This is a genomic window from Arthrobacter globiformis (assembly GCF_030817195.1).
Lineage (GTDB): Bacteria > Actinomycetota > Actinomycetes > Actinomycetales > Micrococcaceae > Arthrobacter > Arthrobacter globiformis_D.
The window spans coordinates 3119099-3141485 of sequence record NZ_JAUSYZ010000001.1 but is presented as its reverse complement, the minus strand read 5'-3'; the positions used below and the strand labels follow the sequence as shown (position 1 = coordinate 3141485).

Annotated in this window: 25 protein-coding genes; 14 read left to right on the top strand and 11 right to left on the bottom strand. The window is 60.3% G+C overall.

The window, feature by feature from the left end:
• Positions 1-41: 41 nt before the first annotated feature.
• The 3 genes from QF036_RS14175 (at position 42) to QF036_RS14165 (ending at position 3324) form a co-directional block, all read left to right on the top strand.
• Positions 42-1211, top strand: a complete 1170-nt coding sequence (locus QF036_RS14175) for a Gfo/Idh/MocA family protein (RefSeq protein WP_444875987.1) — start codon at positions 42-44, stop codon at positions 1209-1211.
• A 138-nt stretch (positions 1212-1349) separates the two neighbouring features.
• A complete protein-coding gene (locus QF036_RS14170; protein ID WP_373460300.1) occupies positions 1350-2567 on the top strand; it encodes a multidrug effflux MFS transporter in 1218 nt (405 codons plus the stop codon).
• Between the two features lie 364 nt (positions 2568-2931).
• Complete coding sequence (locus QF036_RS14165) at positions 2932-3324, top strand: hypothetical protein (protein WP_307102827.1); 393 nt, start codon at positions 2932-2934, stop codon at positions 3322-3324.
• Positions 3325-3417: 93 nt separating this feature from the next.
• Here QF036_RS14165 and QF036_RS14160 read toward each other — a convergent pair whose 3' ends face one another.
• Positions 3418-3609: a hypothetical protein gene (locus tag QF036_RS14160; protein ID WP_307102824.1), complete on the bottom strand. Its 192-nt coding sequence runs from the start codon at positions 3607-3609 to the stop codon at positions 3418-3420.
• A 232-nt stretch (positions 3610-3841) separates the two neighbouring features.
• On the opposite strand from QF036_RS14160, the gene QF036_RS14155 reads away from it, so the two are divergent.
• Complete coding sequence (locus QF036_RS14155) at positions 3842-5332, top strand: hypothetical protein (RefSeq protein WP_307102822.1); 1491 nt, start codon at positions 3842-3844, stop codon at positions 5330-5332.
• A 130-nt stretch (positions 5333-5462) separates the two neighbouring features.
• Here the strand turns inward: QF036_RS14155 and QF036_RS14150 are convergent, their stop codons facing one another.
• From QF036_RS14150 to QF036_RS14120, 7 genes are all read right to left on the bottom strand, one after another.
• Positions 5463-5780 (bottom strand): hypothetical protein, encoded by a 318-nt coding sequence (locus tag QF036_RS14150; RefSeq protein ID WP_307102820.1) that lies wholly within the window; start codon positions 5778-5780, stop codon positions 5463-5465.
• A 387-nt stretch (positions 5781-6167) separates the two neighbouring features.
• Positions 6168-6722 carry a hypothetical protein gene (locus QF036_RS14145; protein ID WP_307102818.1) on the bottom strand — a complete coding sequence of 185 codons (555 nt, stop codon included), beginning with the start codon at positions 6720-6722 and terminating at the stop codon, positions 6168-6170.
• Between the two features lie 1423 nt (positions 6723-8145).
• Positions 8146-8463 (bottom strand): hypothetical protein, encoded by a 318-nt coding sequence (locus QF036_RS14140; RefSeq protein WP_307102816.1) that lies wholly within the window; start codon positions 8461-8463, stop codon positions 8146-8148.
• A gap of 528 nt (positions 8464-8991) precedes the next feature.
• On the bottom strand, positions 8992-9228 hold the full coding sequence (locus tag QF036_RS14135) for a hypothetical protein (RefSeq protein ID WP_307102814.1): 237 nt from the start codon (positions 9226-9228) through the stop codon (positions 8992-8994).
• An 895-nt stretch (positions 9229-10123) separates the two neighbouring features.
• Positions 10124-10540 (bottom strand): hypothetical protein, encoded by a 417-nt coding sequence (locus tag QF036_RS14130; RefSeq protein WP_307102813.1) that lies wholly within the window; start codon positions 10538-10540, stop codon positions 10124-10126.
• A 447-nt stretch (positions 10541-10987) separates the two neighbouring features.
• Positions 10988-11845, bottom strand: coding sequence for an NAD(P)-dependent oxidoreductase (locus tag QF036_RS14125; protein WP_307102810.1), 858 nt, complete (start codon positions 11843-11845; stop codon positions 10988-10990).
• Positions 11846-11997: 152 nt separating this feature from the next.
• On the bottom strand, positions 11998-12879 hold the full coding sequence (locus QF036_RS14120) for an oxidoreductase (protein ID WP_307102808.1): 882 nt from the start codon (positions 12877-12879) through the stop codon (positions 11998-12000).
• Positions 12880-12995: 116 nt separating this feature from the next.
• Between QF036_RS14120 and QF036_RS14115 the strand changes: the two genes are divergently transcribed.
• From QF036_RS14115 to QF036_RS14105, 3 genes are all read left to right on the top strand, one after another.
• A complete protein-coding gene (locus tag QF036_RS14115; RefSeq protein ID WP_307102806.1) occupies positions 12996-13589 on the top strand; it encodes a TetR/AcrR family transcriptional regulator in 594 nt (197 codons plus the stop codon).
• 774 nt (positions 13590-14363) lie between these two features.
• Positions 14364-14591 carry a hypothetical protein gene (locus QF036_RS14110; protein WP_307102804.1) on the top strand — a complete coding sequence of 76 codons (228 nt, stop codon included), beginning with the start codon at positions 14364-14366 and terminating at the stop codon, positions 14589-14591.
• A 41-nt stretch (positions 14592-14632) separates the two neighbouring features.
• A complete protein-coding gene (locus QF036_RS14105) occupies positions 14633-14758 on the top strand; it encodes a hypothetical protein (protein ID WP_307102802.1) in 126 nt (41 codons plus the stop codon).
• A gap of 104 nt (positions 14759-14862) precedes the next feature.
• Here QF036_RS14105 and QF036_RS14100 read toward each other — a convergent pair whose 3' ends face one another.
• Positions 14863-15540: a peptidase M56 family protein gene (locus tag QF036_RS14100; protein WP_307102800.1), complete on the bottom strand. Its 678-nt coding sequence runs from the start codon at positions 15538-15540 to the stop codon at positions 14863-14865.
• 338 nt (positions 15541-15878) lie between these two features.
• Positions 15879-16283, bottom strand: coding sequence for an RNA polymerase sigma factor (locus tag QF036_RS14095; protein WP_307102798.1), 405 nt, complete (start codon positions 16281-16283; stop codon positions 15879-15881).
• Between the two features lie 135 nt (positions 16284-16418).
• On the opposite strand from QF036_RS14095, the gene QF036_RS14090 reads away from it, so the two are divergent.
• Positions 16419-16871 (top strand): DUF6278 family protein, encoded by a 453-nt coding sequence (locus QF036_RS14090; RefSeq protein ID WP_307102796.1) that lies wholly within the window; start codon positions 16419-16421, stop codon positions 16869-16871.
• 137 nt (positions 16872-17008) lie between these two features.
• On the opposite strand, the gene QF036_RS14085 is transcribed toward QF036_RS14090, so the two are convergent.
• Positions 17009-17632: a hypothetical protein gene (locus QF036_RS14085; protein ID WP_307102794.1), complete on the bottom strand. Its 624-nt coding sequence runs from the start codon at positions 17630-17632 to the stop codon at positions 17009-17011.
• A gap of 265 nt (positions 17633-17897) precedes the next feature.
• Here QF036_RS14085 and QF036_RS14080 point away from each other — a divergent pair, with 265 nt between their 5' ends.
• The 6 genes from QF036_RS14080 to QF036_RS14055 all read left to right on the top strand — a co-directional run bounded on the left by QF036_RS14080 (position 17898) and on the right by QF036_RS14055 (position 22212).
• Entirely contained in the window at positions 17898-18509 is a 612-nt protein-coding gene (locus QF036_RS14080; RefSeq protein ID WP_307102792.1) for an RNA polymerase sigma factor, read from the top strand.
• The gene (locus tag QF036_RS14075; RefSeq protein ID WP_307102791.1) at positions 18506-19510 is read left to right on the top strand and encodes a hypothetical protein; all 1005 of its coding nucleotides are present in this window, start codon (positions 18506-18508) and stop codon (positions 19508-19510) included. Before QF036_RS14080 ends, QF036_RS14075 begins: the two co-directional genes overlap by 4 nt.
• A 163-nt stretch (positions 19511-19673) precedes the next feature.
• Positions 19674-20111 carry a hypothetical protein gene (locus QF036_RS14070; protein WP_307102790.1) on the top strand — a complete coding sequence of 146 codons (438 nt, stop codon included), beginning with the start codon at positions 19674-19676 and terminating at the stop codon, positions 20109-20111.
• A gap of 122 nt (positions 20112-20233) precedes the next feature.
• Positions 20234-20686 (top strand): DUF6278 family protein, encoded by a 453-nt coding sequence (locus QF036_RS14065; protein ID WP_307102788.1) that lies wholly within the window; start codon positions 20234-20236, stop codon positions 20684-20686.
• Between the two features lie 138 nt (positions 20687-20824).
• Entirely contained in the window at positions 20825-21394 is a 570-nt protein-coding gene (locus tag QF036_RS14060) for an RNA polymerase sigma factor (protein WP_307102785.1), read from the top strand.
• 368 nt (positions 21395-21762) lie between these two features.
• Complete coding sequence (locus QF036_RS14055) at positions 21763-22212, top strand: hypothetical protein (protein WP_307102783.1); 450 nt, start codon at positions 21763-21765, stop codon at positions 22210-22212.
• Positions 22213-22387 lie beyond the last annotated feature (175 nt).

Here is a 22387-nt window from a genome sequence, read left to right as displayed (position 1 = left end):
CTTCGGCACCCGTCCGCGTGGTGCAGGTGGGGGCCGGCGGGATGGGCCGGGCCTGGCTGCGGCTGCTGGGTGCGTCGGCCGACGTCGAACTGGCCGGCGTCGTGGACCTCAACCCTCAGGCAGCACGTGACGCGCTGGCCGATCTGGGCCTAGGCGGCGTACCGGTGGGGACGAGTCTGACCGAGCTGGCAGGCGCCGTCGGGGCGCAGGCGGTGGTGAACGTGACGGTCCCGGCCGCGCACCATCCGGTGAACGTCGAGGCGCACTTCCTCGGGCTGCCGGTGCTGTGCGAGAAGCCAGCGGCGCCGACCGTCGCAGAAGCCCTCTCCCTGGCCGCGGTGGCCGAGGCAACCGGCCAGCTGCTGATGATCAGCCAGTCCCGCCGGTACTTCCGGACGCTCGCTGCCTTCAAGCGGCAGGCTGACCGGCTCGGGGAGATCGGGCTGCTGACCTGCGACTTCTTCAAGGCGCCGCATTTCGGCGGCTTCCGCGAGGAGATGGAGCACGTGCTCCTGGTGGACATGGCCATCCACGCGTTCGACGCCGCACGGTACGTCCTCGCCCGGAACCCGGTTTCTGTGTACTGCGAGGAGTTCAACCCCGGCTGGAGCTGGTACACCGGGGACGCCGCTGCCACGGCCGTCTTCGAGATGGACGGAGGCACTCGCTTCGTCTACACCGGAAGCTGGTGCGCCGACGGGCTGGAAACTTCGTGGAACGGCAGCTGGCGGATCAACGGGGCCAACGGCACCGCGGCGTGGGACGGCACTGCGGCGCCGGTCGCGGAGCATGTTGCCGGGGCCGTTTCTGGGGCCGGGGCCCGTGCCGGGGCCCGTGCTGGGGCGGACGACGGCAGCCTGCCGGATTCTGCTTCTTCCTCGCCGGATTCCTTGGTTGCGGAGGGCGGGACCCCGGAAGAGATTGCCGGGGCGTTGGCTGAATTCGTCCGGTGCCTGCGGACAGGTGAGGTTCCCGCGGGCGAAATCCATGCGAACGTCCTGAGCCTGGCCATGGTCGAGGCGGCCGTGAAGTCTTCGCAGACCGGGCAGAAGGTGCTCGTCCGGGACGTCCTCGACGACGCGCACCGGCACGCGCTCGCCGTCGAGCAGGTCCCTGCCGCCAGGGATGTCCTGGCCTCGTGGGCATCGCCGCTCGAGGCCCTGGAGCGGGCTGGCTATTCAGGGCAGGCTGTTTCCACGGTGCTGGGGTAGGCGGTGTGGTGGGAGTCCCTCGTGGAGGGGGTACCAGCAAGGACTCCCACAATGTTGTAAAACGCTGGTTAGTTGGAAGGGCACCCCATCACCGCCGTCGAACTGGCGGCAGCCCTTTACCCCTTGAACGGAGGCAGCGTGACTGTGACCGACGCTCCGGTGACCACGCGCGAACAGGCGGTCGGACGGCCATTGGCAATTGTCCTTGGCCTGCTGACCATCTTCGGTCCGATTTCCATGGACCTGTACCTGCCCGTCCTGCCGGCGCTGACGGTGGAGCTTGGAAGCTCCACGTCGACAGCGCAGCTGACCATAACGGCATGCCTGCTCGGTCTGGCCATCGGCCAGGTGATTGCGGGTCCGCTGTCGGACCGCTTCGGCCGCCGGCTCCCCCTGCTGATCGGCGTCGCCGCCTACACGGTTACGTCCGTTCTCTGTGCCGTCAGCCCCACCGTGGAGACGCTGATCGCTGCTCGGTTCGTCCAGGGCCTGGCCGGCGCTGTGGGCATTGTGATCGCGCAGGCTGCAGGGCGGGACGTCTACGACGGCGCCAAGCTCCTCCGCTACTACGGCCGCCTGACTGTGCTCGGCGGACTGGCGGCGATCGTTGGTCCCGTCATCGGCGGGCAACTGGCCACAGTGACGGACTGGCGTGGAATCTTCCTGTTTCTTGCCGCCGTCGGCGTGGTCATTCTTGTGGCCTGCCTGGTGGTGTTCAAGGAGACACTTCCGGCTGAGCGGCGGGCGGCAGGAGGGATTGCCCACACATTGCAGGATTTCCGGCGCCTGCTGGCGGACCGCGTGTTCATCGGCGCCGTGCTGATCACGGGCTTTACGTATTCTGCGATCTTTGCCTACCTCAGCGGCGCCACGTTTGTCCTGCAGGGCATCTACGGGCTGTCGCCGCAGGGCTACTCGTTCGCCTTCGGCCTGAACTCCCTGGGGTTCATGATCTTTGGCTTCCTTGGCGGCCGGCTGGCCGAACGGTGGTCGGAGAAAGCGACGCTGGTGATCGGGCTGGCGATGGCTACGGCCGGTTCCCTCGGACTGCTCGTGACCGCGCTCCTGCACCTGCCCCTGATTGCCGTGATCCTGTCCCTCTTCACGATGGTTGGCGGCGTGGCGGCGGTCAGCCCGCCCGCAACCTCCCTGGCGCTGAAAGGTTATCCGGACATTGCCGGCACCGCGTCGTCGCTGCTGGGCCTCGCCAGGTTCGCCTTCGGCGGCGTCGCCGCACCGCTGGTGGGCATCGGCGGTGCGGACAACGCAATTCCGTTCGGCGTGGTTACCGTGGTGTCCGTCGCGGCGGCGGTGGCCTGCCTTGGGCTTGTTCGGGCGCGCGCTGAGGTTCGTTAGGGCGCGCCCGACGGCGGGATGAACCGGCGTCTGCCTCGGGAGCGTTAGTTTATCCAAATGTCAGGAACCGGCCTTCTTTTCCGCCTTCTGGCGCGCCCTAACGGAGAATGAAAAACACCGAATCGACAATGCTGTCGAAGCCATAAATGGCTCACGTCTGCCTCTCACCTATCAGCAGGGAGGCAAACCGGTTTTGGATTGACTGGCTCAACCCGGCGATCCGTTCCGCACAGCGTTCGTGGAAGGGGCGAAAGGGTAGGTGTGGGTACTGGCTTACGGGACGTTGTGCGGACAGCCCTCTTGCGGGACGATTTCAACACTCTTAGCCGTTGCTATCGATCCGGGTCGCTGCCATATTCAAACCATGACGCCAACAGCATCCGTCGGCCGTGGAGTGGATTCCAGACTTTTAGCCGCCCTTTCCCTTACCGCCGGGAGCCTGATTGGCTTGGTAATCCAGCTAAGCAATGACAGGACACCGGGAACAGGAAATATCTCGCCTGTCAGCATCACGTGTATTGCTATGTTCGTGGCTCAACTCATCTGGCTGGTCGCTTTTGCGCGGCATAAGGAGCCTCGAGATGAGAAGTACCGCGTCGCATCGCACATCATTGGTGCAATCACTATTGCTGCTATGGCCGTGTATTTGTTCGTACAGGCACTGAACGGGGCCGTCGCAGAGGTCCTTGGATTCGGACTAGTTTTCATTTTCCTCATGGCGTCACTCTCGATAAGGCATCGCTCGAAGAAAGCTTGACGCCTGCCCAGACTCGCCCCTGCACCGAGCCCGCTTCAGGTTCGGCTTAGGGCAGCCACCGGACCACCCTTGAAGCCGAGCCGCCACTTGACCTTAGTCGTCGTTCCATTCATCGCGCAGCGACTTGCGCAGCACGTCCACCTGCACGGTTAGCGCCCCAAGCAATTCCTCACGACTGAGTCGATTAGTGGTTCGGTATGACCATGCAACGTCGCCGTCTCGGTCCAGAACTTTGAGGAGGATGAAGGCCTCCAGCGCAGTCTCGCCTGGCTCGAGGGCATGCACTTCGAGTCCGTTAAGTACTTGCTCGACCGGTACTCTTTGTTCTCCCTCAGCCGGGGCTCCTGAATGACTTCCCATGAAGGGAAAGACTACACGCGGAAACGAGGGGATTTCGCGTTGAAAACCCGTCCCCGTAAGGGTTCCTCACGTGGATGGTGAACCGCTTCCCGGCGGCAGCTATTCGCCGTTGCACCTGGCAAATGATTGATCGATTCGATCTGCAAGACTGTCACCCATGATGCAGGCGGTAAACACGAGCTCCCACAATGGGATTACCTCATTCTGGCTGGACCGGGAAGGTCTCTGCACTGGCACCTTGATATTCGGCGTCGGAATGCGCGATGAACCACCAACGCTTGCCGGAATCACTCATCTTGTTGAGCACGCGCTTTTGCGCATGGCGCAGCCCGCAACGGTGGTGCACGGCGGTACCGTGACCACCGAATCGCTCCAGTTCTACGCGCTGGGCAGGCCAGAGGATGTCGCCGGTTTCCTCAATGCGATCGCGGCCGCGGTATCAACTTTCGAAGGCGTAACAGATGAAGTTATCGCACTTGAAAAGTCCGTCCTCGAGGCAGAAGATCCGCACAAGTTCAGTTCTGTCTCCAGCGGCTTGCTGACCTACCGGTACGGGCCGGGCGGCGTGGGCACCGCGCAATTCGGGGCACCGGCCACCGCCGGCCTTACCAAAGCTGAAACCACCGAATGGGCCTGCCGCTGGTTAACCGCCGCCAATGCGGCCCTCACCTTCACGGGCCCCTTGCCCTCCACGTTGGACATCCGTCTGCCATCGGGGAAGCCCGTCATTCATCATCAGGATCCACCGCTCATCACGGCTCCGACACTGATCAGGTCACGGAAGCAGGGCGTCGCGCTGTCTCTTCTGGTGCCATCACACGATGCCGATCTCCTTTGTGAATCACTGCGATACGAACTCCTGACCCGGCTTCGCCATGCAGCCGGAATCATCTATTCAGTAGAGAACTTCACAACCGCGATCGATACCGACCAGAGCCAACTCGATCTGATTCTTGATCCGGTCCGGCAGAACAGCATCCCGGCTCTCAGGGAAGGCGTCGACACCCTGCGCGGCATTGTAGATGCAGGGTTCAGCGAGGCTGCCGTCCAGTCCGCACGGCACGCTGTGACTGCCGAATTGGGATGGGACGATTACGTTCCCCCGGACTACCTGGACCAACTGGCAATCGACGCCCTGCTCGGACGGCGCAGTCGGGACCGGCAGGAACTCCTCGACCGGGCGACAGCCATCAGTTCCGTCGAACTCACAAAGATCCTAAGAACCAGTATCGGTTCGCTGATCGTCGCATTCGATAAGTCGATGAAGCTTTCCAAAAAAGAGGCCGAAAGCCTAGGGCTGGCGATAGATCGCTATGAAATCTGGCAGCGGAGCAAAGACCCGAAAAATCATCAGTCTGCAGCAGAAGGTGACGCTGAGCATCCAACGTGGCGACATAAGTCCACCAGCACGACGTTGACACTTACCCCAACACACCTGATGACTCAGACTTCCGGCAAAACGAGGTCAATCTCCTTGGCCGACGTCGCCGTCGTCGGTGACCGCAGCTGCGGCTGCATCTCACTGATGGACCAACGAGGCAGAAGCTGCGACCTCAACATGGATGAGTGGAAAGCCGGCAAAAAGCTTAGGAGGCAATTACTCGAAGCATTCCCGCCCGAGATCATCCGGTCCTTTCCCGAAGAATAGAGGCCAGAAAGCCGGCCTTGTCGGTTGAGTCGAAAACCGGCCCGTAAAGGGTTCCACAAGCGGAGAATCCGCCTGTGGTTCCCGGGCGAAACGGGTGATGGCGTTTGCCGGTTGGTGCTCGCGGATGTTGCTACAGGTCTTCCTCGGCAATCATTGCCTTGCGGAAGAATCGCTGCGTGACGGCATCTGCGTAGATCCCCACGGGGAGCCAGCGAACATTCCACTCCACTAATAGAGTCTGCAGCCGTGCATCATCGATGCGTTGGTAGGCGTCGCTGATGCCTTGACTGTTGCGCCCCCGGGAGATCTGAAGATCCCATCCGTCATGTTCCGCGGGTTGAACAGCGATATAACTGCCGGCTTTTTGTCCGCTGGCTATGAGCCCAACGCGATGTTCCGACCATTCGTTGGATTCCGATACCAAGGGTTCTGAGACCGCGAGTTTCACGGATTTTCGCCAGCTGACGGGCACTTTCCTCCGGGAAGCCGGATGTGGTTGGCCCGGCGAGTACGTTGGGCTGAATGAGGATGAGTCCCAATCGCCTGAAAGCAGCCGGAATGCCGCCTCCACGAACGCCAACAGTATCTGCCCGATCCGGAGTTGCGGCGGGGCCGACCGCCGTCCGGATCGGTACTCGCGTCTTCCTGCCATGCCGTTTCCTTGCTACCGCCGTTGATTACCGTCAGGTGCAGCTAATCATGTCGGAGCCAGTTTGGTATGCAGCGGCAACCGATCGGAGCCAGGGTTACGAAAAGGTCCCGTCAAACGTTGCCCGAGGAAAATGGACTAGACCTAGCGGCTTGTGCCGTGAAGGGTTCTGGTATCGGGGTCCGACTAGCGGTTTGCGGACCCGAACAGCTCAGCCTCGAACTGGTTTAAGGCTTCTGGGTATCCGGCCACGTCAATGGGTCCGTACGTCGTTTGGAGTGAGACCACTCGGAGGCCTGGACCGAAGTTGACTGCCACATAGTCCCGCACCTCCAGCTGCCTACGGTCTGGAGACATGCGGCCGTTGACGAGGAAGGTCGCAGGCTTGACCCAAATGCCCTCCCGGGACTCATCTGTCACGAAGTCCACAAGCGGTGCGCGAACTGAAATCAATCCCCGCACCCAGCTGTTGGCCAGACCGCCGGGTAACGGCTCAGGCGAACGAACCCAGACTTCCGTCCAGCCCCGCCGCCGCCATAGTTTGAACCTGAGCCGATTGACCGTGAAGGTCACCGCTATCGCAACCATCCACACAGCCATCAAGGTGACAAAGAATAGGGGAATTGAGTCGGGCTGGCGCCCATTGAGCACCATCAGGAAGATCGAAGCCAAAGCTGCGGCAATGACATAGCCGAGGCCATACGCTGCCAAACGCTTGATCCTAGATTTACGTGCGGCCATGCCACACTTTAGGCCCGGCTCAGTAATGTTGTCTGCAGGCAGGCGCCTGCCCCTTGTCTACCTTGGTAAGGTCACCAGTTTGACAAAGGCACTTGCGGCTTCTGCGGGCAGCGGGCAACATTCAGCGAATTGGTTCCACTCAGTCGGAGATTCTTTTCGGCGCGATGGCTTTGATTCCAGCCATGGGTCAACTCTTTGAAAAGGATCACGAGAACCGTTTTCAAATGCATCCGTAGGGGTTCCCAAATGGCGCGAGTCCTAGCAGCTGGGCGTCGGGATCACGGGCCTTTACTTCCCGGAGCTCAACATTGAAATCATTGCTGCGCTTAGACCTACGTCCAGTATGATGCCCGTGAATGCCAGGCTAATAAGCGCGATCCGGCGGGAACCCAGAGTCTCACCTTCCTGACGTGGGTGACGGGAATCGAATATGGCGAGGGGAACCATCATCAGGGCGCCAACGATGATGATGAGGATTAGAACTACTTGCGCGCTAATCATGAGAACCCATTCCAATATCCAGTCCCTGCCACGTACTGGATCAATATCGACTCTATGGGCGCTCCGCCCGCATGTCTACGTGGCCTGGTGTCCACTTCAAACCTTCACCTGTCCGGTCAGCGTTCCCCTCTGGCCCTTTTGACTATCTGCTCACGCAATGAGGGGGTTGAAGGCTAGGAAGACACCGAAGCCGATGGACATGATGCTTCCTCCAATGATGATCCACCGCAGTAGAGCAAGGGTCCGATCACGATTAGCACGGACGACGCGGGCCTGTTTCAACGCCGCATATTGCATCAGCGACAGAGGCTTCCTGCCGACAATCATGGCAAGGCCGGCTAGGACGACGAAGACGCCTGGAAGATACGACGGCATACTCAAGTGCTCCTACGCACGGCGCGGATGGCGGGTCTCATGAGAGCAGATTGACGATGCCGAAAACTAGGAAACCCACGCCAACAACCACGCACAACGCGACGTATAGCAATCGACTCGTTTTGGCGTACTTGATCACACCGGGATGTTCAGCATTAGGCGAAACCGCTTCCATGAGCTGCAACCTCCTGCGATCCGCCCTACGAGTGAGAAGTGCACCGAGGATAGCCGGCCAGGAGCACAAGCCCGAATATCAACTCGCCCATCTGGAACCTTCCGCAGCATGAATGAACTCGTACACCCGCTAAGAACGATCTTAGACACGACGGAGCTATCAAATCTCGGGGATGGCAGAAACGACTTGTCCCCCTGGCCGACCTGCACGAACACCCCTTCGGCCGGCGAATAGCAGAGCTGGTGAACCACGTGCACATGATTCTCCGAAAGTGTCCGGAGAGCGTTCGCTAATGGGGTGAATTGCGCATCCCGGTAACCCCTGTCGAAGAAGCTTCCCCGAGATGCGATGTCGAATCGAGTTCGCTCAGTCTCAGTCGGTCAATCGTGTACCTGGCGGCCGGGAAGCATATTCGCGCTGAATGGTTCTGAGGTCGTTGGCGAGTGCCGTGATTCGTGGCGTGGGTGGTTCTGGCGCTTCCTTGCTGTCGCCGAACCATTTCTGGCAGACAGCGGCGACTAGCTCTGGAATGACGGGTTCGCCTTTGGCGATGAGGCGCGTGAAGTCTTCGATTTCGGGGTCGTATTCGTCGGGCGGCGCATCGTCTAAGACTCCGAAAAGGTCATGAGCGTTGACGCACGCTGTTACCTCTCGGCGCAGGCGTCGGTACTCCTGAGTTCTGGCATCCATGCGGTCATTCTAAGAGGAATCACCCCCGGTAGAGGTTCGGATTAGGGCGGCAACCGCGCCACCTATGAAGCCGCGGATGCAAGTCGCCGTTAGTCGTCGTCCCATTCATCGCGAAGCGACTTCCGCAGTACATCCACCTGAACGGTTAGCGCACCAAGCAATTCCTCGCGACTGAGTCGATTAGTCGTTCGGTATGACCACGAAATGTCGCCGTCCCGATCCAGGACTTCAGGAGGATGAAGGCCTCCAGCGCAGTCTCGCCCTGTTCGAGCGGATGCACTTCCAGCCCATTGAGTACTTGGTCGACCGGTACCCTTTGTTCTCCTTCAGCAGGAGCTCCTGAATGACTGCCCATGAGGTGGAAGACTGCATCTCGACAAGGGGGAGCCGCCACTAGCTCCAAGCGGGCACCCCGATTTCAAAACAACCGTTCTCCACAATGGCCGGTCGTGACCCCCGCTCGCGTGGAAAACGGTCCCTTTACAGGTTCGCCAAGGAGACTTGGGGTGAGCATAACGGCCCTTCCTCCTACGCCGTGTTTCCCACTATTCGGTGTCCGTCGACCGGGCTGTCGAGCGGAACGTAACCGACGAGGGTCACTTTTTGCGCGGTGCACGGGCTACCGGACGATGCCGAGGAGGGCGCGCCGGTGACCGCGATGACGATTTCCGTCGGCGTCTCCTGAAGGTGCACCACAGACGGCACCAAACATCCGACCGATCCTGCTGAGATGTAGATGCGGTTTTTCTCGTTGTCGATTCTCACCAGGGTCCATGGAACTACCTCGCCCGTAGCCGGCGAGCTGTCCGTAGGGAGCCGGTTCGAAAGTGGAGTAATGGCGTGGATGGAAGGGCTCGTCTTAGCCGGCGGTGCTGCAGGTGGAGTAACGGATGGTTGAAAGGGAAATTCTTTCCCCTGCTGAAAGGGCAGGACTCCTTGAGCGGGCGTCAGGGTGAACCATTCAGTGCCCTGCTGGGTAGCGAAAATGATGACTCGCTGATCGGTCGCGACTGGGTCGCCGTCCGGAAAGGACTCGCCCCCAGTACACGTCTGGGGTGTGGAGGAGACGCGAAGACTCCCGGCACCAGGGTCACCCTTAAGTACCCGTTCGACTTCTATCCGGTGAGTCGTGGCCCTGTAACCGTAAAGACTGGTTTCACCGTCCTCGCCCACAGACCTACCGATCAGCACGATGCCGGCCTGGTCGTACTGGTCTTGAGGGGATTCAAACCGGACCCAGTCGACGCACGTCTCAGCGCCACCGCCCGGAACGATGCCGCAGCCGGATCCAAGTACAACCACCAAGAGCCCCGCCTGCGCCAGCGATGTATATTTCCCCATGCCATGAAGCTACGCGCAGTCGAAAAGGCACACTACTGAGTCCCTCCAGTTGGAACTAAAACGAGACAGACATAGCTTGAATGCATCTCTGCTCGTTACGCAACGCTTGGATGTGCCGTTCAGCGTTCGGCATGACGACCGGCCAACGAGGTAAGACCCGCCAGCTTGGCGCCGCCGTGGCCGGTCGTCATCATCAGCTGCAGACGGCCCTGCGCTCACAGCAGTCGATCTGGCCAAAGGATGCCCTCACCCGTTGATACAGGTCTTCCCGGGCCGTTCGATGCGAGGACGGGAAAGCGTTATCTCCTTCCGTCCTCGTCTAGGAAGAGGCAAAACCGATCCCACCTACAACGAAAAATAAGCCCGCGATCATGTGCATAAATCCCATGGCTCTAATCGTCGGAACGTCGGCGAACGTAAAGCTCTCTGGCTTGATTCCGCGACTTTCCTTGTAGATTCTCGACCAGGTGCTTGCCGTGTCGTTGATGTCTCGGAAGACGTACAGTCCGAACAGGAATAAGGAAAGGCCGGCTCCACTAAATCCAATAGCCACCCAGTTCATCCGGGTTGCTGCCCCGAGAACGAAGGTCACAAGGAACATCGCGTAGAAGCACCAATAGAAGGTCCGCGCGGGTTGAGGCAGTTCGCTCAGGAGCCGCTTGATCCCCCGGATCGTTTTGATGACGCTCCTTCCATCAGTTACCTGATCACCACGACAATCTGGTTCCCTATCCACGCTGACGCTCGGTCTTCAAAGCCTAATAGCGAGGAACGATCTACGGGAGCAGGGCAAGGCGGATTTGCTTCGTTGTTAGCTTGCCGTCGAATGCCGCATTCTCATGCACCGCTCGCCGTCTGGGCCAGATGACGGGGGACGGCCCGTTTTCGTCCCGTTCGGCGTTCGGCTCTGGAACATTAAAGTGGCGCGTTGCCTCGGGTAGTCCGTTCGGCTGTGCGTGTCAGGAACCGGCCCGCCCGCCGGAAGTCACGAGCGAGAAACCCAACCCCGGTCACTACTACTCCCGTGGTAATCGTCATAAGCTACGCGAATAGACTGTCGCCGCGTGCGCGGGGTCCGAAGTGTTGCGGGCCTTGTCCCGGCTGGTCCGGACACGGTAACGATCCCGGCCTTCGCGGTGCAGTTGGCAGGTCTTGGTCTGAACCGCTTAGCCAGAGAGGGGTTCTAGCGTTTATCTTCGATGAGCGCGGCGAGCCCCGAGAGGCCGTTAGCGCCGGCGACGGCTCGACGGACGACGTTGGTACGGGCACTGCCAACCGCTTCTGTGGCCGTGGAGAACAGGTCCATGTCGATGAGTTCGAGTCCTGTGAGGTGCGCCGAGTTCTCAACGGTGATCGCCGGCCCAAACGCTTCAAGGGCGAAACTCGTGGCCGATCCTGAGCGGAAGACTTCAAGCAACGGGGTCAGGGGAAGCCCGAGTTCCTCCGCGAGGGCGAGGATTTCGATGAGGTTCTGGTGGTTCATCATCATGAGCGTGTTGTTGAAGAGTTTCCCGGACTGCCCGGAACCGATGGCTCCGATATGGATCACCCGTTTGGAGAACGTGTTGAAGACTGGCCGCAGCCGATCGACCGCGGCTTCCTGCCCGCCGACGATCGTTGTGAGTTGACGCGCGAGGGCGACGGCGCGGCCCCCACTGACGGGGGCGTCGACCACTTCAATGCCGTAGGGGACGGCAAGTTCAGCGAGCTGCTGCATTGCCCGTGGGGTGCCGGTGCCGTGGTTGACGAGGACTGAGCCGCGCCGCATGTGTGCAAGCAGGCCTCCTGTTGTGGCCACTTCGAGGTTGTCCGAGTCCTCAGGCAGGCAGAGGGCGACGATGTCGCTGGCGGCGGCCAGTGCGGCAACGGTTGCATGTGCGGTGAAGGGGACGCCGGTGAGTGCTTTGAGCGAGGCCGGACGGCGTGCCCATACCTGCAGCGGATAGCCCGCGTCGGCGATGGCGGCGGCTATCGGCGCCCCCTGGTCTCCGAGCCCAACGAACCCAACGGTTGGATGGGCTGATCTTTGCGTTGTGGTCATGATGTTCCGATCTGGAATAAATGAGGGTCTGTATAGAGGGGCGGATCGCCCAACGTCGATGAGTAGCAGAAATGCCGGGGCGTGTGGGGTGCTGCTGGTCCAAGCACCCCACACGTGCGGCATCCGTGATGATCGGGCAGGTGCCCCGGCCCCTAGGCCCGGGCCAGCTCGACCGGCGCGATTGCGTCGAGTTCGGCGACAGCGTCCGCCGGCAGCACCAGCTCGGCAGCGGCCATGTTCTCGCGCAGGTGGGCAACTGATGAAGTTCCCGGGATCACAACGGAGGTCGCGGAGCGCTGCAGGAGCCAGGCCAGGGCTGTCTGCTGCGGGGTAGCGCCGAGCCGGGTTGCGACGGCGGTGAGGACATCGGACTGTAGCGGCGAGAAGCCGCCGAGCGGGAAGAAGGACGCGAAGGCGATGTTCTCGCGGGCGGCACGGGCGACGAGTGCGTCGTCCTCACGGTTAACGAGGTTGTAAAGATTCTGAATGGCAACGACCGGGGCGATGGTCAGTGCCTCCGTCAACTGGGCATCGGAAATGCCGCTGAGGCCCAGGTGCTTGATAACGCCCTCCTGCCGCAGTTCGGCCAGGGCTGTGAACTCGCGGGCGATGGAATCATCGGTCGTTCCATCGTGTGAGCCCAGCCGCAGGTAAACGACGTCCAGGACGTCCAGGCCAAGGTTCTCGAGGTTGGAGTAGACCTGCTCTTTCAGTGAGTCCGGCTCGGTGTTGGGAATCCATGAGCCGTCCTGGCCGCGAAGCGCGCCGACCTTGGTGAAGATGTGAAGGTCCTTGGCGTACGGGCTCAGGGCTTCCTTGATGATTCCGTTGGTCACGCCAGGTCCGTAGAAGTCGGCGGTGTCGATGTAGTTCACGCCGAGCTCGAGGGCAGTGCGGAGCACAGCAAGCGCCTGGTCACGGTCTTTGGGCTGGCCGAACACATTCGGGCCGGTCAGCTGCATGGAGCCGTAGCCGACCCGGTTGATGGTGAGGTCGTCGGCGAGAGTAAGGGTTCCACCGGGTGTGGTTGTCATGACTGTTTTCCTTTTCAAAGGGGTACCAGCAGCAGGACTAACTAACTGGTTAGCTAAAGTATGAGCTCTGTCTAACCGGTTAGTCAAGTAGACTGGTGGGAACGAGAGGAAATGCCATGCAGAACGCAGAAGCCACTAAGGAGCGCATCCTGAAAGCAGCACTGGGCGAGTTTTCCGCGCACGGGGTAGCCGGAGCGCGGGTTGACCGCATCGCGAAGGCGGCCGGCTGCAACAAGAACCTGATTTACATCTACTTCGACAACAAGGAGACGTTGTTTACGACGGTCCTGGAGCGGAACCTGGCCCGCGTGTACGAGGACATGCCGTTCACGCCCGAGGACCCGGCAGCCTTCGCCGGGCGGGTGTTCGACTTCTCGATGGAAAACCCGGAGCTCCTGAGGCTCCTGGCCTGGTCTACTCTCGAAAAATCGGTCGAACTCCCTGCCGGCCGCGCCGGCTCCCACAATGCGAAAGTCGCAGCGGTCGCCCAGGCGCAGGTGGACGGGAAAATCAGCGCCGCGTTTTCCGCCCCGTACCTCATGACGACGATCATGGCACTGGCAACCTCGTGGTCCCCAGCCTTTCCCTTCGGGATGGCACCGGACGAGCACCAGCCCGCCCCGGCAGAGTTGCGACGCTACATTGTGCGCACGATCGCGGCCATCACAGAGGGCAGCGCAGCCGACGAAGGGCCGCCGAGGCAGGGCTAAACCGACAACATTCGGCTAATACGGCGCCGGGCTACAGGCGTCGCCATTCGAAGATCCCAGGCTTTGTAGTCACCGGCAATCGTCCACAAACGTGTCCCGTCCAGCCGCCCGCTCCCCCACCGCTGATATTCTCAAAAACCGATCGTTTTTGAGAAGCTGAATCGGTACGGTGAGGCATGAGCACAGACGCGGGGAACCGCACACCGAAAATGAAGCGCCTTGTGCGGGCAGCCTTCTTGCTTCTCGTGATCGCCCTAGTCGCTGGGTCGCTCACGCGCGACTGGCTCGGCTTCTGGCCGTCTACAGTCATCATTGGGTTGCTCTTGGCCGCTGCTCTTGCGCCACTCGCAGTTGCCGCACGACGCGAACGCGATGAACTGGAAAGGCGTCCTGATCCGTCGAGCCCGGAGACGGATTCCTATCCATCATGGATGGGGGGTAACCCCCAAGTCCTGTGAAACGATCTTCGCGGCAGTGGCTTGTCCAGACGACTCCTTGGTCCTTTAGGGAGACGGGAACTGGCATCTGCTTTCTCCAGAGATAACACTGTCGCCTTGGCCACAGCCCTCGGCTGATTTCTCTTAATTGGTCTAGGTCATTAGAACCATTCCGTTAGCGGTTCCCTGGCCGGATTGGCAGCTCTGACGCTAGTTATGACCGTCCAGCGGCAACCTGTCTATGGGCACCGAATTGAGGCCCCCAGGGTATGGGCCTAAAGGGCCTCTGGAATATAAGGTTCAGGCATCCCGACTTTACGAAGGACGATGAGCCGATATGACATCTACAGGAATAGTCGGACTGATCGCCATGGTTGTTGGGGTTCTTATGTTCTGGCAGCGCGAGCGAGTTTCCCAAATGAACAGAGGCTGGAACAAGCGTTTGGGTAAACCGGGTGAGATGTCATCAGCTATAGGGACGCCAAAGTACTTCGGCATTGGCGCCATCCTCATGGCAATAGCGGGCGCCGCTATCGTCATCTACAGCACCGCTGCTGGTACCTAAGACACCATCGTCAGGGCCCTCACCGGAAGGCACACCAAAATATGCGAACGCTCCTACCGTCACACGACGGAAGCGGCGACGTCCTGTGGGTATTCATCGTCACCGCAATAATCGCCGTTATCCTCGCTGGCGTCGCGCTCGTGATGTATCGGCGATACAAGAAGTAAATTCCAACTTGGCGCCGCTCCCCTCCGTCTGTTCTCTGGGGTCTTCCGGCTAATCGTGCTTCCGCCCGCTCAGGGTTCCTCCAACAGGGTGGTGAGAGAAGTTCTTATTGCGCGGGCTTGCCGGGTGGGACAATCCTGTCTGTGATTTGCCCTTGGCCGTCGCTGATGACGAATTCACCAACTACTGTCTTACCCGTGGAGTCGTAGACCGGGACCGAGAATGTTTTGCCGCGGCGGGCTTCTTGCCAGGCAAGTGCCTCTTCCCTGGTTTTGAAGGTTTTAATAGCAGCAGTACCGGTCGCGTCTTCGAGCTCACTCGTGTACACATACCCGGGAACCCCGTTGGTTGCTATAACGGCGGTGAGGTCGGGCGTTCCTTTTTCATTTTCGGCACCATAGGAGTTGCCGTCCGCGTTGACTGCCCAATCAGTCGTTTCACTGTTCACATACTTGGCGCTCAACCGCCAGCGTGATCCAGAATCGGCTTTGACCGTGACGCTGTTCAACCCAGGAGTGAGAGGAAGCGTGTAACCGCTCCAACCCTGGGGCGTCCCGACCGCCGAGGCCTCGCAAACAGTGTAGGCACCGTCCTGGAACTCGAAACGGCCAGGGGTCAGGCAGTTCAGCTCCACCTGAATCCCCGTGGTTCCCGCTGGCGGGTCTCCGAGTTCAATGGTTGCCGTTCCCTCGCGGATCTCGACCACGGCAGTGGACAGCGGCGTGACCTGTTGGGACCCGGGAATAACGAACAGGCCGGCCGCCGCAGCACCGACCCCGCCCAAAATCCCGGCCCCCGCTAGGACACCGGCCCCCAGCCACATCCGGGTGCGCTTCCGTGCACGGGCAGGCGAAGCTTTCTGAACCCGAATGCAACAAGTTCTGCCTCCAGTGCCTTGCTGAACCGGTCATCGACGCGAAGCTCGTTCATGACCGTTCTCCTTCCAAAACCGTGATCGGGGTGGGGACGTAATGTGTACCGGTGAGCGCGGTTTTCATGCGCTGGCGCGCCCGGTGCATCCGGGTCTTGGCCGACCCGGGTGTCAGCTTAAGGACGGCGCAGCGGCGGCGATGGTGAAGTCCTCGAAAACCACCAGGCTCACCAGGTGCAGATCCTCGGCATTCAAAGCCCGAGGGCCCGGGCGAGATCCTTATCGAGCGCGTCCTGGTAGCCGAGAAAGAGATCTTCGCCGGTGGGATCGGACGTTTCCTCTCTTCTGGGGAGGGAGTCCAGGAGCCGGCGGTACCGGAGCGCCGCCCGCCCGCTGTTGCGTGCAGTGTTCGTCGTCGTGACGAGCAACCAGGGAAGGATGGATCCGTCCACGACCCGCACCTTGGCCCGGAGCCTCCACAGTTCAAGGAACGCTGTGGCCATGACGTCCTCGGCATCCTGCCGGTCCCCGGAAAGCCGGTAGGCATGGCGGAAGACCCTGTCCCTGTGGCAGGTGTACAAAACCCTGAAGGCCTCGCCATCGCCCTTGATGCTGCGAGACCACAGCCCCTCATCATCGGATTCAACGTTCCCCATGCCCTGTATTGTCCGCGACAGCCTAAAAGGTTACACACCAACACAAAGAAAATTGAAAGCACCAAAAATGTCCGGTCAAGGTTCGGCTCCCGGTAATCCGACCGACGCGAAATGGGAGTGCTTAGGATGAGCCGCATGAGCAGCCCCGAAGATCCCGACGAACCTCTGCAGAAACTGCCAGCGGGAATGCCGAGAAGATACGCAGAATATAAGCCAGTCACTTCGGACGCCGTGCTACCCCCGCCAACTAACGTCGACGGATACGACAACCTCCTCAGCTATTTCCAAGCGCGAGGTCAAACACTGCCACGCAAAGCAGAAAGCCTCGCCACTCTTGATCAAGCCATCAATGATGCTTTGCCGGCCGATCTTGCCCGCCCTATCGGGATGTTCTACGGAGATCTCCTCACGCACACTGTTCCCGGCACCCACTGGGAAGTAGTCGAGGAGGGATACCCCCTGGTTCGTGTCAGCAGAAAAGTTGCCGTCGACGTCGTCCGAGTCACGCTACGGCGCCTGACTACCCCGGAGCCCACCCTCGAACAAAACTATGCCCACGTCCTCGAACTCGTCAGGCAAGAACCGTAGAGGGTTCCCTGGGGTGCGCTCAGTGGAGAGCAGAACTGCTTGCCGGAGGACGGCTCTGATTCGTGACATTGGTCGGAGGAAGATGCGCCGGCCCACTGCTGAGCCTTTTGCCTGCTGGAAAGGCCGGGAATTACTTGTTACTTGGCGTCGAGGGTTACCGGGCCCAACGATTCACGGAACACGACCATGTCCCCATAGCGACGGGCGATTTCGATTACTGTCCGGTTGTCCGTCAGAGCCGGGTCGAAAGGTCTTCTCAGTACTCCGACGACTACTGAGTCTATTGCTGTATTGAGTCCCACCGACTGTATACCCCCCTTGCCCTGCATAAGATACTTCTTCGCGAGGAGGTCTTTGAGGGCATCAAGTTCGTACCAGGACCAGCGAGCGTCCGCCGTGACAATTCGTTGGCGCCCGGGATCTAGTTTCGTTGCCAGCTCTTCATACGCCAATGCGGCCGGATCATCCGGCTTGGCCACCCCGACGTATACCTTCGAGTAATCCGAGGCGAAGTAGGTCCCGGAGAAAACCTTTGGATGAGCCATCGCGTACTCATTTACCCTGTCCGCCAGGACGTTCAGCTCCCCTGTGGGAGCGCCCTTGAAAACGGGGTCAGAGTAGATCCGGATGTTCTGACTGGTCTGGGTTGTATCGTTCGTTGGCGCCGTTAGCCTTGGGGCTGGTCCGTCGGGGCCCGTGCACCCGGTAACGCAAAGGGCGCAACTGAGGAAGGCCAGCACCAAGGGTCTGAAGACTTCCATCTACCGTGCCTCGTCCGTGAGTCCCTTAGACGAACTATTCGCCCGCTATAGCGGCCTGTCAAGGCAGGCAAAGGCTTAGCCCACACTATGGCTGTCGCTCTCAGCGTTCCCCGAATGCACCAAGAAGCGTCGGTGCCGGCCGCACTATTAACCCCTACGCCGGCCGCTCTGCGGCTACGTCGCCGTAGTACGGGCCTCAAATGCCTTTACCGAAATTCAATCGTCGAATCATGGAACCGATCGGGGTGAGCGGACACTATGGGGTATGGGCGAGGAATTGGGTGTCTCGGACGAGGTGTTGTGGTCCCAGGTTGTCAACGGTGACGGTGATGCCTTCGGTGTTCTTTTCGACCGCCATCATGACCGGGTGTGGCGTCATGCTCTGAAAGTGCTGAGCGTGCCTCACGTGGCTGAGGATGTCACCGCCGTGGTTTTCTATGAGGCGTGGCGCCGACGAGCCAATGTCCGAGTGGTGAACGAGTCGATACTGCCCTGGCTGTTGGTCACGGCGAACAACACCCTCCGTAACCACGTTCGACAGCAACGCCGCTACAGGCACTTCCTCAACCAGCTCCCGCCGCCGCAGGATGCGGCCGATATTGCCGACGGCATTGCCGAAGCTGACGAATCCAGAATCAAGTCCTCTGCCCTTCGGAAAGCTTTCGCGAAACTAAGATCGCCAGAGCGCGACGTCCTGACCTTGTGTGTCATTGAGGGCCTGGGATCAAAAGAAGCTGCGGTTGCCCTCGGCGTTGCGGACGGAACGGTGAAGTCCAGGCTCCATCGGGCGAAATCCCGGCTCGGGACCCTGTACAGCCAAGTAGTGCATGAACAAGAGCCTGACGCTCAGGCAATTCTTGGACGGAGAACATCATGAACGCATCTCAGTTCCAGGCCGACAGGCGTGAAGCGCTACGCAGGCAGCTCGTCGAACTGCCAACCCTTGCCGGCGCTGAGGACCCCATCCGGTACAGGCCCGGGAAAACAACGCACCGCCACAGCCCCCGCAGCCGCCAGATCGCGAAGTCCCTGGTCCCGCTGAGGCCCGCCGCGCCGACCCGTCCCCACCCGACCCGGCGGGTCCTGCTCACAGCGGCGGCAGCAGCAGTCGGAGCGCTGGTTGTCGGGCAAATCAGCATTACGGCGCAAAGCGCACATGCAGCGGGGGTCCTGCGGGCAGTTGCGGAGCAGTCGATGACCTTCGTCGATCCCGTGCCGAAACCGGGCGAATACCTGCTGGTCCACACGCACGCCAACTGGGGTGTTACTGGCGTGGATGAATCGGGAAATATGACACACCGCATGAACGTGCAGACCGTCGACGTTTACGTGCCCGGCACCCCCGACGAGGACTGGGTGCTCCGGCGCGACTGGGGGGACGCGGGCCCGGTGCCCACGGGAATAGAGGTAATCCGGGCCAAGGACGGATATTTTTATGGAGGTCCGTGGAACCTGATGACTGAGAAGGAGCTGGACGCTCTGCCGCGTGACGGGCAGGCGTTGTACGACCATTTCAACTCCCAGTACCAGGGAGGTTCAGCCTCGCGGGACGAGAACAATTTCGTGCGTATCACCGACATTCTGAGGATGGGACTCATTCCTGCTGACCTGCGCGCAGGTCTTTATAAGGCGCTGGCCCTGATCCCCGGGGTCACTGCCAGCGAACAGGCCAACTTTGACGGCAAGGTCGGCATAGCGATCGGGCGGACAGAACCACTCCGCGCCGGACAAAGGGCAGAGATGATCATCGACCCCAGTACCGGGCTGGTCATCGGCGAACGAACCATCATGACCTACGCAGCCTTCGGCTTCGGCTCCAATGAAGTCGTCGGCCACACCGCCATCGACTACCGAATCGTCGACTCCACCCCTCAATGACGTCCGAGGGACTGTCGTTCATTGTGCCGTTAGTGGATCAGTAGTGACCGCCTGAGGTTCGTGAAAAGCGAAGGATGAATCGTATCGCCAGATCAACAGATTCATGCTGTTATGAAGTGCAAGCGATGTGCCCTTATTGATGGATGACCCGCGGGAAGCCAAAATGCCGATGCAACGAATCAAGAAGGATCTCCTCACCATTGGCATCCTCACCGCAGTTGTTTGCTGTGCGGGCATCTTAGAGTTCATGTTCCGCAGCGGCGCAGCAACATCTCTCATCCTTCTGGGCTTGCTGGCCGCCGGCTGGGTGATTGCCTTCCTGCTAAAGTCCGCGAAGAGTAAGCCCGGCTATGGAATCCCGAGTCCAAGCGCAGTCACGACTCCCCGCCCCGCGAGGGTTGAACGTATTCAAACTCGTTTGAGCCTGTCGAACGGACCTGTTGTCCTATTCGCTTATGTTGTCCTGCTCTGTTTGGCCGGCGTTGTGGTTACTGGGGGCACAATGGCCACGGTTGTATTCGGAGCCTTCGCAATCATCGCCACGCTCGGGGCCGTCGTCTCCGCCATGTTCAGTCAAAAAACCCGAAGCCGCCAAGGCTGAGCGTCCGGGATCTCGGCTCGGACCGACTATTGCCCAACGTCTTCTTTGGGAGGGCGTTCCCGTTGAGGTTCGGCACCCGGTAATCCGACCAACGCGAAATGGGTGTGCTTAGGATGAGCCGCATGAGCAGCCCCGAAGATCCCGACGAACGTCTGCAGAAACTGCCAGCGGGAATGCCGAGAAGATACGCAGAATATAAGCCAGTCACTTCGGACGCCGTGCTACCCCCGCCAACTAACGTCGACGGATACGACAACCTCCTCAGCTATTTCCAAGCGCGAGGTCAAACACTGCCACGCAAAGCAGAAAGCCTCGCCACTCTTGATCAAGCCATCAATGATGCTTTGCCGGCCGATCTTGCCCGCCCTATCGGGATGTTCTACGGAGGTCTCCTCACGCACACTGTTCCCGGCGCCCACTGGGAAGTAGTCGAGGAGGGATACCCCCTGGTTCGTGTCAGCAGAAAAGTTGCCGTCGACGTCGTCCGAGTCGCGCTACGGCGCCTGACTACCCCGGAGCCCACCCTCGAACAAAACTATGCCCACGTCCTCGAACTCGTCAGGCAAGAACCGTAGAGGGTTCCTCTTCTGACGACCTGAGAGAGCTTGCTACAACCCTTCGTAGCGTGCCTTGACTCGCCCCTGGGTAGGTGCGTGTCAGAATCCTTGAACCATTTGCGACACACTTAGGCAGGTGGCGGACAGGTATAGGGTATGAGCCATTTATCGAGGGCCCCTGACAGGGCCGACGCTTTCCGGTCGCTATACGAATCCTCATACGCCGACCTGCTGAAGTTCGTTCAGCGTCGCACGGACCCAGCAAATGCTGAGGACGTGGTCGCTGAGGCATTTCTTGTGGTGTGGAGGCGCTTCTCCGAAGCGCCGGCGCAAGAGAGTGATACCCGGGCCTGGGTTTTCGGAATCACGCGGAATCTCATGTTGAACGCTCAACGTGGAGAACGACGACGTCAATCGCTAGGCGTCCGGCTCGCTGAAACAGCACCAGACGTTTTCAGAACCTCTCATGCTGATCTGGTCAATAGTCGCATCGATTTAGGCCGCGCCTGGGCGCTTCTTTCTGAAGTCCATCAGGAGGCCCTGGGACTCGCCGTCTTTGAGAACCTGGCCGCGCCGCAGGCAGCCAAAGTCTTGGGGATCTCGCCCGTGGCTTTCCGTCTGAGATTGACCCGCGCGAGACGGGCTCTGCGGCTCCTCCTCGACCACCTTCCCCACCCTGCTTCCGATATTTCGGCGGCATCATCTGAAAAGGCGTCAACGCTATGAAAAGTGATCAGAACCTCGACACACTTCTGCGTTCCATGGACGCAGCAGAGCAAAGCTCACTGCCCAGCCCCTCCCGGGCGCAAGCCGACCTGAACCGCATACTCGCCTCTCAGCCAGTTTCCAGTGCATCCAACAACAGATTGGGAGGCTACGAGCCGGCCAAAGCTAAAGCCAACCGCCGACGACGAGCCGTCACTCTTGGAGGCCTGGCAGCAGCAGTCACGGCGGGGTTCCTCATCATGCCGGTACTTTCAGGGGGTGACCCGGCCTTCGCCACGTGGACCCCAGCACCTGGGACACTCATTGGCGCAGAGCGTGACAAGGCTGTCGCAGATTGCCGCAATTCAAAGCGAGATGTTGGCGGCGGTATGTACTCAACGGAACTTTCAGCAGCGGAAGTCGCCATTGCCGAGCGGCGGGGAGCCTGGGTGACTGTAGTCCTCAGCGGTCCGGACGGTTTTGAAGCGACGTGCACCACGGACGCCACGGCACCCTGGTTCCGCAAGGGGATGTTCGGCTCTGTCGGAAAACCTGGGAACGCGGCGGCACTGCCTGCACGAGGTATAGCTGCCACTCAGCTCGGAACTGGATCAATCGCAGACAAGCCCCTCTCGATCGCGTCGGGTCGCGTGGGAGCTGAAGTTGCTGCGATTTCCTACACCAGCTCTGCCCAGGAAGAGGTGATTGCAACCGTCGCGAAGGGCCAGTTCGCCTTCTGGCTACCCGGCAACGACCTGCAGAATGCCTCCGATCACGGCGTGCCCATTGACGTGACCTACAGAGATGGCTCCACTGAAACGCAGCTACTCAACTTCTGAGTAATGTGGCGAGGTGTCCATCGTTCGAATAGGCACCCCGCTGCATTTCTCGCTTGAAGATGTGGGAAACCGTCCCGTTCTTGGTTCCCACAGCGGGGACACTGTCAGAGCCCGCGCAGGCTTCAGAGTTGGGAACTAAGTTTGTGGAGAAGCTGATCAACTCGCTGGCTGTCGT